11 protein-coding genes are annotated in these 13,855 nt (G+C 46.9%); 8 read left to right on the top strand and 3 right to left on the bottom strand.

Annotation, left to right across the window (positions count from 1 at the left end):
* Nucleotides 1-4: 4 nt before the first annotated feature.
* Nucleotides 5-1,378, bottom strand: a complete 1,374-nt coding sequence (locus K1Y79_RS11230; protein ID WP_220250108.1) for a glucoamylase family protein — start codon at nt 1,376-1,378, stop codon at nt 5-7.
* A 210-nt stretch (nt 1,379-1,588) separates the two neighbouring features.
* Between K1Y79_RS11230 and K1Y79_RS11225 the strand changes: the two genes are divergently transcribed.
* The gene (locus tag K1Y79_RS11225; protein WP_220250107.1) at nt 1,589-2,302 is read left to right on the top strand and encodes an RNA ligase family protein; all 714 of its coding nucleotides are present in this window, start codon (nt 1,589-1,591) and stop codon (nt 2,300-2,302) included.
* Complete coding sequence (locus tag K1Y79_RS11220) at nt 2,268-3,413, top strand: AAA family ATPase (RefSeq protein WP_236059575.1); 1,146 nt, start codon at nt 2,268-2,270, stop codon at nt 3,411-3,413. Before K1Y79_RS11225 ends, K1Y79_RS11220 begins: the two co-directional genes overlap by 35 nt.
* Nucleotides 3,414-3,518: 105 nt before the next feature.
* Here the strand turns inward: K1Y79_RS11220 and K1Y79_RS11215 are convergent, their stop codons facing one another.
* Nucleotides 3,519-5,729 carry a TonB-dependent receptor gene (locus tag K1Y79_RS11215; RefSeq protein WP_220250106.1) on the bottom strand — a complete coding sequence of 737 codons (2,211 nt, stop codon included), beginning with the start codon at nt 5,727-5,729 and terminating at the stop codon, nt 3,519-3,521.
* A gap of 234 nt (nt 5,730-5,963) precedes the next feature.
* Between K1Y79_RS11215 and K1Y79_RS11210 the strand changes: the two genes are divergently transcribed.
* Nucleotides 5,964-7,412, top strand: coding sequence for a 3-keto-disaccharide hydrolase (locus tag K1Y79_RS11210; protein WP_220250105.1), 1,449 nt, complete (start codon nt 5,964-5,966; stop codon nt 7,410-7,412).
* A gap of 18 nt (nt 7,413-7,430) precedes the next feature.
* A complete protein-coding gene (locus K1Y79_RS11205) occupies nt 7,431-9,413 on the top strand; it encodes a c-type cytochrome (RefSeq protein ID WP_220250104.1) in 1,983 nt (660 codons plus the stop codon).
* Nucleotides 9,414-9,723: 310 nt separating this feature from the next.
* Here the strand turns inward: K1Y79_RS11205 and dcd are convergent, their stop codons facing one another.
* Nucleotides 9,724-10,260 carry a dCTP deaminase gene (dcd, locus tag K1Y79_RS11200; protein ID WP_220250103.1) on the bottom strand — a complete coding sequence of 179 codons (537 nt, stop codon included), beginning with the start codon at nt 10,258-10,260 and terminating at the stop codon, nt 9,724-9,726.
* Nucleotides 10,261-10,348: 88 nt separating this feature from the next.
* Here dcd and K1Y79_RS11195 point away from each other — a divergent pair, with 88 nt between their 5' ends.
* The 4 genes from K1Y79_RS11195 to K1Y79_RS11180 all read left to right on the top strand — a co-directional run bounded on the left by K1Y79_RS11195 (nt 10,349) and on the right by K1Y79_RS11180 (nt 13,822).
* The gene (locus K1Y79_RS11195; RefSeq protein ID WP_220250102.1) at nt 10,349-11,017 is read left to right on the top strand and encodes a 4'-phosphopantetheinyl transferase family protein; all 669 of its coding nucleotides are present in this window, start codon (nt 10,349-10,351) and stop codon (nt 11,015-11,017) included.
* 18 nt (nt 11,018-11,035) lie between these two features.
* On the top strand, nt 11,036-11,560 hold the full coding sequence (locus K1Y79_RS11190; RefSeq protein WP_220250101.1) for a shikimate kinase: 525 nt from the start codon (nt 11,036-11,038) through the stop codon (nt 11,558-11,560).
* A gap of 372 nt (nt 11,561-11,932) precedes the next feature.
* The gene (locus K1Y79_RS11185; RefSeq protein WP_220250100.1) at nt 11,933-12,325 is read left to right on the top strand and encodes a DUF423 domain-containing protein; all 393 of its coding nucleotides are present in this window, start codon (nt 11,933-11,935) and stop codon (nt 12,323-12,325) included.
* A 96-nt stretch (nt 12,326-12,421) separates the two neighbouring features.
* A complete protein-coding gene (locus tag K1Y79_RS11180; protein WP_220250099.1) occupies nt 12,422-13,822 on the top strand; it encodes an alpha/beta hydrolase family protein in 1,401 nt (466 codons plus the stop codon).
* Nucleotides 13,823-13,855: the final 33 nt, after the last annotated feature.

The raw sequence follows: 13,855 nt of genomic DNA, 5'->3' as shown, positions 1-13,855 counted from the left end.
CTATCTAATTATTCAAGTATGGGCTTTTGAAATCCAGTTTCTTTAACCCGTCCAGCACTTCCGGACAACTCATAAATAGCTTCCACAGCAAGCCGCTGCGGTAGTTCTCCATCATTACCACAATAGGGCCCTGGTCTATGGCCAGGTACCTTTGTGGATACCAGTCGTCTGTTTCGCTGAAAGCATCATAGAAGCCATATTTACCAAAGATCTTCCCGCGCATATCATTATACCAGTGTACCATTGCTTTCTTGGAATACTCCGGTGTATATGGCATGGAGGACAGTGCTGCGGTTGGCGCTATCACGCCCAGATCGTCTTTTTCTCCGGGTGCATGCGCGTGATATCCCTTGACGGAATAGCTGGCTGTCAGTCCCCAGCTGTCAGGGCCATATCCTTTGTATTTCTTTTCATTCTGTATACACCATTCCCGGTTGATCAGTACATGGTTTACATTGTCTTCCCAGTAGTCAGCATATTTGTCTTTTAAACCATGGGGGTCAAGTCCGAGGTAGGAGTAATGCGACCAGAACAACGGACCGCCATATTCTTTTGCATAGTTATGTGAGAGCCGCAAAGTGTGACCATAAGCATTAATACTATCCCTGATAGCTCCTCTTCTGGCCCATCCGTTGTGATATACTGTTGCGGGTACGCCATGGGTAGGCGAGGAGGCGGCGAGTATGTACATAATAAGGCATTCATTGTACCCGGTAACTGGAAAATTCATCTCCCACTGATATTCCGGAGACCAGTGCCAGTACAATACATCTTTGCCGTTCCTATACCAGTTGAAATCAACTTCTTTCCATAGCTGATCTACTTTTGCAGCAAGGGCTTTTTCCTGCTCATTGCCATCGGCAAAATACTGTCTTACACAAAGTAGTCCCTGCAGCAGGAATGAAGTTTCCACAAGGTCTCCGCCATTGTCCTTTCTCCCGAACGGCTTTACCTTCCCGGTTTCTCCATACCACCAATGTGGCCATGCACCATGGAAACGATCCGCCTTTTCCAGGAACGATACGATAGTGGTGAGGCGTTCCAGTCCCTGTTGCCTGCTAATGTACCCTCTTTCGATACCGACCAGTATGGCCATTACGCCAAAGCCGCTACCTCCTGAAGTAACAACGTTCAGGTCATTTTCGGGATACTCTCCATCGACATGAAAGCGCTCCCGCGCCATACCGCTTACCGGTTCTGCACCATCCCAGAAATACTGGAAGGTACGTTCCTCTACAATATTGAAGATCGAATCAGCAGATAGTGCAACCGTATCCGTTACGGAGCTTTTGGTAGATTGAGGCGAAGATGAACCTCCACATGACATCAGTGCTGGAATGCTCACTACCAGCAAACTGTAGAATAGTAAGTTTCTCATGGCCGTAAGTTAGTCCTTTTTGATTTGTGACCTATTACATACGAATGATTGCTATATGAAATGAATTTCGTTACCTTTGCAACGCAAACAATATAAAAACTGGCAAACCTTGCGTCATGTAATAACACAGGCATATTAAATTTTAACTTCGCCACCTGCATCCTGCGGGACTGGCCTGTGAATCTTTTTGCTTATTAAATTTACCCCGATATGGCTATTTCTGAGAAATATGGCCGTACCTATCATTTTCCGTTCTCGCCGGGTACTACCAGCGATGACCGCATTCAGCATGATTATTGGCAACATATCAATGCCATACCTCAGCTGATACACACGGAAAAACTGGACGGCGAAAATAACTGCCTGTCCCGCTATGGTGTATTCGCGCGCTCTCATGTAGCGCCTACTACATCTCCCTGGACAGAAACACTGCGCCGGTACTGGCAGCTCATCAGGCATGATCTCGGTGACTTGGAAATATTCCTTGAGAACCTGTACGCAATACACTCGATTGCTTACAGTCATCTTGATCATCATTTCTATGTGTTTGCTGTCAGAGAAAATGGACACTGGCTCAGTTGGGAAGAGACCTGCTTCTATGCAGCCATGCTTGACCTGCCTACTGTGCCTGTCATTAAAAAGCTGGATACGCCCCAGCTCCAGTCAGCGTTTGAAGAAGATATCCTGACCCTTGTAAAAGGGCGTGGCTGCTTCGGCGCAAATGATGCCGCTACCGGTGCGCCGGTAACAATGGAAGGTATTGTAACGCGTAATGCAGCAGGGTTCCCTGTATCTGCATTCGCAGAAAATGTATTTAAATATGTACGAAAAGGGCATGTCAAAACAGACGTACACTGGACGCGCAACTGGCGCAGGGCTGCCCTCAATTATGAAGGAGGTAATTATGTGGACCATCACCGATAACAAATCATGGACATTCCTGGAGCAACAATATGACTGGATACGCGATATGCAGCATGTGCCCCAGGACCCCGTACACCATGCGGAAGGCAACGTGGCCATTCACACGCAGATGGTACTGGAAGCACTGCAACAGCAGCCTGCTTACCAGCAGTTGTCTGATCAGGATAAAGAAATACTCTGGGCGGCCGCGTTGCTGCATGATGTGGAAAAGCGCAGCACGACCATCATCGAAGACGATGGCCGCATCACCTCTGCGGGGCATGCTCGGAAAGGAGAAGGCACTGCCAGGCAGATACTTTATCGTGAAATACCAACTCCTTTTCTTATCCGCGAACAGATTGCCAAACTGGTAAAGTTTCATAGTCTGCCACTCTGGTTACTGGAAAGGAGAGATCCGTTACGCACAATCATCCATGCCTCACTGCAGGTCAATACCGCTCATCTTGCCCTGCTCGCACGTGCTGACATGATAGGTCGTACTGCGCCCGATAAAGAAGATATGCTCTATCGCATAGACTGTTTTGAAGAATACTGTAAGGAGCATCAATGCTGGGGTACGCCATGGCCATTTGAAAATGCCCAGGCCCGCATGCATTTTCTCCGGAAAGGGGATATTGCACCTGGTTATGTACCTTACCATCCGCCGGCAGTGAAGGTGGTCATCATGAGTGGTTTGCCCGGTGCTGGTAAAGACACCTATGTGAAGAAGCACTTCAAACAGCCGGAATGGGAAATTATCTCGCTGGATGATATCCGTGTACAGATGAAGATCAGCCCTACTGACAAAAGCGGTAATGGCACTGTCGTACAGGCGGCAAAAGAGCAAGCCAGAGTATACTTACGCAGTAAACGATCATTTGTATGGAATGCTACCAATACCACCCATCAGATGCGGGAACAGCTGATCGCCTTATGTCTTCAGTATGATGCGCATGTAACAGTTGTGTATGTAGAAGTTCCGTATAAGGAGCTATTCCGGCAGAATGGTGGGAGGGAAGCGGTCGTACCAGCACCTGTAATGCATAAGCTGATCGCAAAGCTGGAAATACCTGATCTGACGGAAGCACATGAGGTACATGTGGTTAATCAGGCAGCAGGAATCCATAGCTAAGCAAATTATACCTGATAAAAACCGAAAAGCGGTCCGGGAGTATGTATCCCGGACCGCTTTATTAATATGGTTGTCTATCGTTAAATATCTGCTTTCTGTTGGTGACTAAAACCGCACTGTCAGCCTGCCTCTGATATTGAACGGTGTGCCTGGTGTAAAGTGGATCTCCTGCACCGGCGTTACTTCATTCTTTAATCTGCTCTCTGTGGCAAACTGTGTTTCATTCCATGCAGTGTTAAATACATTCTCTGTGATAACACCGATGGTGAATTGTTTATACTGATAGCTGACATTTGCGTCGGTTACGCAATACCCTTTTGCAACGATACTGTTATCTTCATTTGCGGGACGATTACCCAGGTAGCGTGTATTAACACCTGCATGTATGCCGGATGGATGGTGCAGGCTGATACCGCCTGTGGCAGTTACTACCGGTGCCAATGGGATACGGTTTTCGTTTTTAGGTGCTTCTGTTGCGCGACCGTGCGTATAGGTAAAGTCTCCGTTGATGAAGATCCATTTACCTAGCTGGTAACGCGCGCCCACATCAATACCCTGACGACTGGTTTTACCGCTTGGCTCTACAATGCCGGCATCGCCTACATACACAAATTCCTGTTGCAGGTGAAGGTACCAGAGCGCTGTGTTTACTACTAACCTGGATATTGGTTTCCAGATCATCCCCAGGTCTGCACCATGAGCGGCAGGTAAGGTAGAATGGCCACTTTGAGATACGATCACGCGGGTATCGTTACTATGAAAGCCTCTGCCGAGTTTCAGGAAGTACTGGATCTTGTTACTGGGATTGTACAGGAAGTTCAGCTTCGGACTAACAATCGATTTACTCTGGGCCTGTGTGCCATAAACGGTCGATAGTTTATCCACATAGTCGAACTTAAAATGGTCAACACGTACGGCCGGATTAATCAGCCACTTACCTAGTTTATAATCTGCACTCACATAAGCATACAGATTGGTTTCATTGATATCACCGAGTTTCAGCTGTTCCAGCGTTATCTTCCTGTTGGCAGTATGAGACAGCTCTATGTTATTGACATCATCATTACGCATACCGGCCGCCGCCTTCAGTTGAATTGCCTGCTTACCGGCATACAGGGTTTTATTGAGCTCTGATTCAAATCCGAAGAGATTCCTGTTCTCTTTCTGCCTGATCTGATCACCATTTACGGCATCTTCCAGGTAGAAGGTGAAATTGGAATACAGCTCAAAGTCATATTGACTGAAGTAAGCCGTATTTTTCACATACGTATTTTCATCTACATGCTTGATATACTGTAGATTCATATTGGTACGGCTGGTATTACCGCCCTCTGTATTGTCAATAGCGCCGAAACGGGTGATGATTCCTGCGTCGATGGCACGTTGCGGTATCTGGCCGCTGGCATCCCACTTACTGTCAAAATGAGAGATACTCATGGACAGCTTATCATTGTTATCCATGTATGCAGTGTATTTACCCATGAGATTCAGGCGGTTGAAGTGCTGGGGAGATACAAAGTAGCCATCGGTCATCTGATAGTCGGCAGCGATGTAGGCAGACTGCTTACTGTTATTCAGAAGGCTGAACATACCCATCGTGCGGTAGGTATCAAACTTACCTGCTTCCAGGGTAATGCTGCTGTTTTCCAGCCTTTCCTTGGTTTTGAATGCTACATAGCCTGCTGTGGCAAGGTTGCCCTTGTCTGCATGATAAGGGCCTTTGTCAAAGTCGATGTTTTCCACCGTTTCGGGTATCAGGAAGTGCAGGTCAGCATATCCCTGTCCGTGTGCATGGCTGACCATATTCACCGGCATACCGTCTACACTGATGTTGATATCCGTACCATGGTCTATGTCGAAACCGCGGAGGAAGATCTGTTCGGCCTTACCGCCGCCGGCATGTTGCCCGATAAATAAGCCGGGCACCGTGCGTAAGAGTTCCTGGGAAGATTTTACGGGGTTGGTCTTAAGATCAATGTCTGAGATGATATTCAGGTGCCTGAGCGAGGTGGCAATAGCTACTTCGTGCAGTTGCAGCTCTGATGGTTCCAGCGTAATTTCCGGATTGGCAGCTTGTAACACAATGATCTGTGTTTTGTAGGCTATCCGGGAAACCTTCAGCGAATCTCCGGTTTGTGCATCTTTCAGCCGGAACGAGCCCATTTCATTGCTATGTGTGTGGGCCCCGGTACGCTGATTATAGATCATTGCGTCCTGCACAGGCTTTTTTTCTTTGTCATGGACAGTACCGCTGAATTGTTGTGCTGATACAGTAAGTGTAAATAGGGATAGGACAGTCGTAAGGATTTTGTACATAAGGGATTGTGTGGTGTTTCGAAGTTATTTCACATAAGGTTTCATGTATATGGTACTGCGAAGATATACAAACCCTTAACAATCTGTTAAATATTTCGGCCTTTAAATATTTCCGTTCATCCTATTTTCCTGCCTTTAGGTTTGTCTTGCGAGTAAACAATCTATATATTAGCGCCACGTCAAAGGGTCTCAACTTTCTATTATTCAACTTTTGACTTAATTTTTTTTAACGTTATGTTACTTAGATCGAAGAATCATGCAAGCCGGTCTCTGATGGGATTCCTGTGTCTCTATGGTATAGGTATGGCTGTTGCCCAACCTGTTGCTGCGCAGACAGGCAAATTGCCATTGCAGGACCTGTCCGCCTTCCGCGAGCCCGGCAAGAGCTGGAGTATCACCAGTGATGCCTCCGCAAAACTGGAAAATCCTCATGTACTGGATGGTGTATCCGGAACAGGAGTACTATTCAACATGCCCGACAAAAAACGTCCGGGTAAAGACCTTTTCTCCAACGAAGAATATGGTGATGTGGACATTGAACTGGACTACATGATGGCACCGGGTTCCAATTCCGGTATCTATCTGCAGGGCAGGTACGAAATCCAGCTGCTCGATAGCTGGAATACCAAAGTACCTAAACCAGGCGATAACGGTGGTATTTATCAACGCTGGGACGATAGCCGTCCTGAGGGCCAGAAAGGCTACGATGGTCACGCTCCCCGTGTAAACGCAAGCCGTGCACCAGGGCTCTGGCAGCACATGAAGATCTCCTTCATAGCGCCCCGCTTTGATGCAAATGGTAAAAAGATTGCGAACGCCCGTATACTCCAGGTAGACCTGAACGGTGTAACCATCCACGAAAACGTGGAACTGATGGGCCCTACCCGTGGTTCTATCGGCAATGGTGATGAAAAACCAACTGGTCCGCTACGCTTCCAGGGAGACCATGGCGCTGTTGCCTTCCGCAACATCGTTATCAACAAACCAGCTACTGCTACCCAGACAAATGAGCGATACAGACCGGTAGATCCGATCCTGGTAGATGCACCGGTAAATACCCTGCTGCGTAGTTTCATGGATGTGAAAGATAACTATCGTATTGTACATGCTATCTCTATCGGTTCTCCTGAGAAAATACATTACACCTACGACCTGGATAAAGGTATGGTTGCTCAGGTATGGCGCGGTGAGTTCCTGGATGCTACTCCGATGTGGCATGAAAGAGGAAATGGCTGCTCCCGCCCACGCGGTACAGTACAGTTCCTGGGTAACTCTCACTTCACCATCGCTAAACTGGCTTCTCCGCAGACTGCCTGGGTGAATGACACCACCGGTTCCGGTTTCCGTCCTAAAGGTTATACCCTGGATGAAAACGATCTGCCTACTTTCAAATACCAGGTATATGGTACCTCTGTATCTGACATGGTACGTGTAATGCCTGAAGGAAAAGGCATCAGCCGCGAACTGTCAGTAGCTGGTCCTGTTGATGGACTGTACGCTAAACTGGCGGAAGGTGCTTCTATTGAAAATCCTTCAAGGGACCTGTATGTGATAGATGGAAAATCTTACTATCTGAAACTCGACAACGCAGGCGGTGAAAAACCTGTGATCCGTGACGGTGCTGGTGGTAAAGAACTCATCATCCCTGTACGCAGTAAACTGAGTTATTCCATCCTTTTCTAATTCCTTTCGACTATTACAATGAAAAACATTTATAAGGCATTCATCAAAAAGACCACGTTGTATTCGCTGCTGTTAGCTGCGGCAACGGGTGTTACTTCCGGGGTACATGCCCAGGAAACGCCTAAAGAAGAAGATTTTTATAAGATACTGAAGGTATCTTCTCCGGAAGGTACCCTGCTGGAAGTAGGTGGTCTGACTGTACTGCCGAACGGTGACCTGGGCGTTTCTACCCGCCGTGGCGAGGTATACGTTGTGGAAAACCCTACCAGCCGTAAACCTTACTTCCGCAAATTTGCCACCGGTCTGCACGAGATTCTCGGCCTGGTATGGAAAGACGGCGCTTTCTATTGCGCACAGCGTGGTGAACTCACTAAACTGGTAGATACTAACCAGGATGGTAAAGCAGATGTATACGAAACAGTATACGCATGGCCACTGTCCGGTCACTATCATGAATATAGCTTCGGTCCGAAGGTAGCGCCTGATGGCTCCTTCTTCGTATCCGGCAACGTAGCCTTCGGTAACCAGGAATGGTGGCGCGGTGAAAGCCGTGTGCCTTACAGAGGCTGGATGATGCACATCTTCCCTGATGGTCGTATGGAACCTTATGCAACAGGTTTCCGTTCTCCCTGCGGATTGGGTATGATCAACGGTGAACTGTTCTATACTGATAACCAGGGTGACTGGTTCGGATCCGGTGGCGTATGGCCGGTAAAACAAGGCGATTTCGTAGGCCATCCTGCGGGTTTACGCTGGACTAACCTCCCTAACTCTCCGCTGAAGCTGACACAGGAACATTTCTTCTCATTGGTAGATGAAGGTCGCCCGAAAGATGAAAAAGGCAACTATACCAAACCAGAGAACAGCACTACAGCACCTTTCGTAACGCTGATGGATGTGAAAAAGAAAATCCCTGAACTGCGTCTGCCTGCTGTGGTATTGCCACACGGCATCCAGGGTATCTCCAACTCCGAAATCGTTCAGATTCCTGAAGGCTCTTTCGGTCCGTTCGGTGGTCAGCTGCTGGTTGGCGATCAGGGACAGAGTAAGATCATGCGTGTGATCATGGAGAAAGTAAAAGGTGAATACCAGGGTGTGTCTATTGACCTGCGCAATGGTTTCCAGTCAGGTGTACTGCGTATGGCATGGTCTCAGGATGGTTCTACCCTGTTTGTAGGTGAGACCAACCGTGGTTGGGGTTCTGCCGGTGAAGCCAATGAAGGCTTACAACGCCTGATATGGAACGAGAAGATGCCTTTTGAAATGAAAACAATCAAGGCAATGCCTGATGGTTTTGAAATCGAGTTTACCCTGCCGGTAAATAGGAAATCTGCTGAAGATCTGGCTTCTTACTCCGTAGAAAGCTTCACTTACAAATATCACTCTGTATATGGAAGTCCGATGGTGAACATCGCTAAATGTCCGGTGAAAGGTGTGAAAGTATCTGAAGACGGATTAAAGGCAAGAATCATCGTGGACAGCCTGCGTCTGGACTATGTACATAATATTACGCTGGAAGGGGTACGTGAGAAGGATAATTCCTATTCCCTGGTTCACCCGACCGGTTATTATACCCTGCATAACCTTCCTGACGGAGCAAAGCTGCCTTTAAGCCAGGCGAGCACCTTCAACTCTGCAAAGGTTCCGCCAGCGCCAGCTGCTGCGGAAAAAGGCAAAACGCCTGTAAAGGACGCAAAAGGTACCGCAGCAACTGCTGCTAAGCCAGCGCCTGCAGTGGCAAAAGTGCCTACTTACGAAGAGGTAAAACCATTGCTGGCAAAATATACCTGTAACGCATGTCACAATGCTAACAAACGTCAGGTAGGTCCGGCTTTCGTAGATGTAGCTAAAAGAAAATATTCTGCTGAGCAGATCCTGAAACTGATTGCTAATCCTAAGCCACAAAACTGGCCTGATTATGCAACAGAAATGCCGCCAATGCCGCAGGTGCCTCGTGCAGATGCGCTGAAAATGGCTGCCTGGATCAACTCACTGAAATAATTAAACGGGGACGATCGCTGGTTATTAAGGCCAGATTAGTAAATTGACAAACAGGGCTGTATCTATTAGATACAGCCCTGTGTTATTATAAAAATATCTACTTGTTAATATCCTACCATAAGCCAAAACGGACAAAAACCATCCTAACCGGCCACAGACAAGCCTTACAGCTATTTTATACCTCCTGAAGAGCTCCATTCGAACACGGGACGAACAAGCGACGAACAAGCGACGAACTAGCGCTATACAAAAAGAAACGGCCTCCCGGGATAATCGGGAGGCCGTTTGATACTATATTAACAGTAGTGACTTAGAACTGGTTCTTCCACATCATGCTTTCTACAGGCTTGATAGTGCGTCCGTTATACTTAGCATTACCCTTCTTGTTATAGAAAGTCTCCACATCTCCTTCCACGACGAAGTAGATCAGCTGTCCGATTGGCATGCCCGCATATACACGTACGGGTTGTGCGCAGGATATTTCCAGGGTCCAGGTATTGCAGAAACCTACGTCGCCCTTACCGGCGGTAGCATGGATGTCTATACCTAAACGGCCGGTGCTGGATTTCCCTTCCAGGAAAGGCACGTGAGCATGTGTCTCAGTATACTCCAGGGTTACGCCCAGATACAGGGTGCCGGGTTGCAGTACATATCCTTCTTCCGGTATCTCGAAGTGTTCAATTTCGTTGTGACTACGGGCATCCAGTATTCTGTCCTTGTAGGTTGCCAGGTATTTACCCAGGTGTACATCATAAGAGTTGGTGCCGAGATATTTCCGGTCATAAGGCGAAATGACAATAGTGCCTTTTTCAATTTCCTCCAATATCCTTTTGTCTGACAGGATCATAGATCGGGTGTAATTAGTTTTGTTGTGTTAGTTAGTGTGCAGGCCAAATGCGCGTTGCATTCAGCTTTTTGCATTAATTTGGCAAGATATGCCATTAATACGTACCGTACAAATAAACCCCGCCTGCCGGCTGGGGGTATGGAAGATAGCCGAGGACGAGGCGTTTTTTAAGGAGAAGGTGAATATCTCCTCTGCTATCCACCATCCGCATAAGCGCTTGCAGCATCTTGCAGGGCGCTATCTGCTCCAGGAACTATTTCCAGGCTTTCCGCTGTCAAGTATACAGATTATGCAGAGCCGGAAGCCGTACCTGGAGTGTAACAGCCTGCATTTTTCTATCTCCCATTGCGGAGATCATATCGCTGCTATTGTAAGCAGCCAGGGTGCGGTAGGGATTGATATTGAAGAAGTAAAACCGAAGATTGAGGCCGTGTCACATAAATTTCTGTCACCCGATGAACAGGCATTTATTGATCCTGTTAATTCACTTCCGCATAAAACCGTCTGCTGGAGTGCCAAGGAAGCAGTATATAAGTGGTACGGGCTGGGCAGCGTTGATTTCAGGGAAAATATGCATCTTACCCCCTTCATATTTCAACCCAGGGGCTTCCTTATCTGCAATTTTAACAAAGCAGATAAAAATGCACGGCTATATTTGCAATATCTGATAGAGGATGGGCTGTGCCTGTCATGGACGAACGAGTCTGAAGACATCACGGTCACCACCACAGCAGAGAACGCAGCTTCACGACTTTAACGTTTAAAAACTGGTATTTTGAAAATTTTCCTACTCGGCTTTATGGGCGCCGGCAAGACTTACTGGGGAAAACAACTGGCAGAGCACCTGTCATTGCCCTTCTATGATCTGGATGACGTAATCGTCGAATCAGAAGCGATGTCTATCAGCGATATCTTTGCCACCAAAGGTGAAGACTATTTCCGTCAGCAGGAAAACTATTGGCTGAAAGAACTGTCCCGCAACGACAGCTTCCTTATCTCCTGTGGCGGCGGTGCTCCCTGCTTTCAGGATAATATGGACATCATGAACAATAGCGGTACAACTATCTGGCTGAATCCTGATCTGTCACTGATAGTAGAACGCCTCAAACGTAAGAAGTCCAAACGTCCGCTGATTCAGGATCTGGATGATGATGAACTGCTCGGCTTTGTCGAGAAGAAATTGGCCGAACGTGTACCTTTCTATGAACAGGCACAGCTTACTATCGCTGAATCTGAAACCATCAACCTCAATTCTTTTATTCAAAGACTTGATGGTATTAAAACAGTTGAAGGTCAGTAAGCCCTGACGGCAACAGGTAGTAATTAGGTCAGGAAGTAAAGGCCCCTAACGGGACGACTGATGTACACCAGACATTACAGTGCTTTCAGTTTTATACACCTGATAAATTCATATTTATGGTGATGCAGTGCAGTTATATCACAGCATCATTGTATAAGATGAACAAACTGAACATAACAACTTCCATACTTTCAAAATACCAGACAGTTAATACTCAGTAGTGCTGTTCTTATAAATTGTTGCCTGTTGATCCTAACAAATGTCATAGTCCGGGCGGCAGAAAAGTACTAATATCGTGCGCTTTTATCAGCTGACAAACAGCTGCTGAAACAAGCCATAACAGTATTATATTAAACAAACATTGAACAATCCATGCATAAGGGATTTCTTATTATCGCAGCAGTATTAGGCGCACTGGCAGTCACCCTGGGCGCATTCGGCGCACACAAACTTAAAGAACTGGTTCCACCGGAAACAGTAGGTACCTTTCAGACAGGTGTAACCTATCAGTTCTATCATACCTTCGCCTTACTGGCAGTTGGTATACTGTTCTCGCAGTTGCCGGCAGGCACCAGTCTGCTGGAGTGGGCGGGCCGTTGCTTTATCATAGGTATATTGCTTTTCTCAGGTTCACTGTATCTGCTCACTATGCTGAAAGCAACAGAGACAGTAGGACTTAGCAAAATAGGTATCATTACACCAATAGGCGGACTATTCTTCATTGCAGGATGGATCTGCCTGATCCTCGCACTGCTGAAGAAGTAGTTGCTATCAATTGAATGAATATATCCAACAATAAATAAACTACTCAGGGGCTGGCCACAATGGTTGAGCCCCTGTGATTTTAATAAAGTTGAAACCATGTTAAAATATCTGATTATCATTTGCCTCAGTATAGCCGGAACAGTGAATGCACAGAACATCAATGGCAACTGGTATGGCGTCTTTACTACTCCGCAGGGCCAGAAGCAACGGCTACAGCTGCAGCTGCAATTGCAGCGTACCAGTGATCAGTTCAGGGGAGTGATGAGAAGCCCTGATATTGCAGCAGATAGTATTGCACTGGATACGGTATACTACAAAAATGGTTATCTCAATTTTACCATCAATAGTATCAGCCTCAAATACAGTGGCAACTGGAATAGTATCAGGAATCGTTTTGAAGGATTTCTGGAACAGGTAGGCAATAAAACTGTGCTGAATTTTTCACGTGAGGAGGTAACAAACCTGACCGTAACCCGCTTTCAGGATCCATCTCCCAACCCTGTATATGATGTACAGGAAGTGAAGCTCGTGAATACGGTGGATAAAGTATTGCTTTCAGGTACATTCACAAAACCAGGTGTAAAGGGGCCTTTCCCTGTGATTGTGCTGATTACAGGCGCTGGTCAGCAGAACCGGGACAATGAAATGTTGGATCACCGGCCTTTTGCTGTGCTCACAGATTACCTGGTGAAAAGGGGTATTGCAACGCTCAGACTGGATGACCGGGGTGTAGGAGAAAGCACCGGCAATTATGATTCTTCCGGTATTTTCAACTTTGCTGAAGATGCCAAAGCTGCTGTCAGCTGGTTAAGGAAGAACAAAGATGCAGATACAGCAGCCATCGGCCTGCTCGGTTTTGCAGAAGGAGGAGCCGTAGCCCAGATAGTAGCTGCCGGCGATTCGAATATCGCTTTCATTATCAATATGGCCTCGCCCGGATTAGAAGGGCGTGAGGCCTATAACCGCCGTCTGGTACAGACAGCAGCAGCTTATGGCGAAAAAGAGGCTTACATTGAAGGGTATGTAAGCAGTTATCAACGTTACCTCAACGTACTCGCTTTGACAGCCGATCCGGATGAAAGACAGCGCAAAGCCTATTCTGAACTTGCTGCTATTTATGATCACTTTGCCGATAGTGCAAACATAGCTGGTAAAAAGCATTTCATTGAAACTACCTATGCCGTAGATACCAAAGCAGAAACATTATCCCTGTTACAATATGACCCCGCAGTATGGCTCTCGAAAATAAAATGTCCGGTACTTGCCATTAATGGGATGGAAGATCTGATCAATGATGCTTCCTCCAATCTGAAGGGTATTGAGAATGGCGTTGTCAAAGGCGGTAAAGGGCTTGTGACGGTGCGCGCTTTCCCCGGCCTTAATCACCTCTTCCAGCGCTGCAATACCTGCAGAACAGAAGAATATGGTACGCTGGATGAGACAATAAATCCGGCAGTATTGGAGTTTATCACCAGGTGGGTACATCTGTTATACTAGCAATCATCAGCCAATCTTTCACAGCCATATATC

This window comes from Chitinophaga rhizophila, from assembly GCF_019492185.1.
Taxonomy (GTDB): Bacteria; Bacteroidota; Bacteroidia; order Chitinophagales; family Chitinophagaceae; genus Chitinophaga; species Chitinophaga rhizophila.
Note: the sequence above shows the minus strand (reverse complement) of the source record. Positions and strands in the feature narration are given on the sequence as shown.

Bases quoted from the DNA above. Each gene is read 5' to 3' on its own strand.
- K1Y79_RS11195 (WP_220250102.1), top strand. From the start codon at position 10,349: ATGCCATTAATACGTACCGTACAAATAAACCCCGCCTGCCGGCTGGGG.
- K1Y79_RS11185 (WP_220250100.1), top strand. From the start codon at position 11,933: ATGCATAAGGGATTTCTTATTATCGCAGCAGTATTAGGCGCACTGGCA.
- K1Y79_RS11210 (WP_220250105.1), top strand. From the start codon at position 5,964: ATGTTACTTAGATCGAAGAATCATGCAAGCCGGTCTCTGATGGGATTC.
- K1Y79_RS11230 (WP_220250108.1), bottom strand. From the start codon at position 1,378: ATGAGAAACTTACTATTCTACAGTTTGCTGGTAGTGAGCATTCCAGCA.
- K1Y79_RS11225 (WP_220250107.1), top strand. From the start codon at position 1,589: ATGGCTATTTCTGAGAAATATGGCCGTACCTATCATTTTCCGTTCTCG.
- K1Y79_RS11220 (WP_236059575.1), top strand. From the start codon at position 2,268: ATGAAGGAGGTAATTATGTGGACCATCACCGATAACAAATCATGGACA.
- K1Y79_RS11180 (WP_220250099.1), top strand. From the start codon at position 12,422: ATGTTAAAATATCTGATTATCATTTGCCTCAGTATAGCCGGAACAGTG.
- dcd (WP_220250103.1), bottom strand. From the start codon at position 10,260: ATGATCCTGTCAGACAAAAGGATATTGGAGGAAATTGAAAAAGGCACT.
- K1Y79_RS11205 (WP_220250104.1), top strand. From the start codon at position 7,431: ATGAAAAACATTTATAAGGCATTCATCAAAAAGACCACGTTGTATTCG.
- K1Y79_RS11215 (WP_220250106.1), bottom strand. From the start codon at position 5,729: ATGTACAAAATCCTTACGACTGTCCTATCCCTATTTACACTTACTGTA.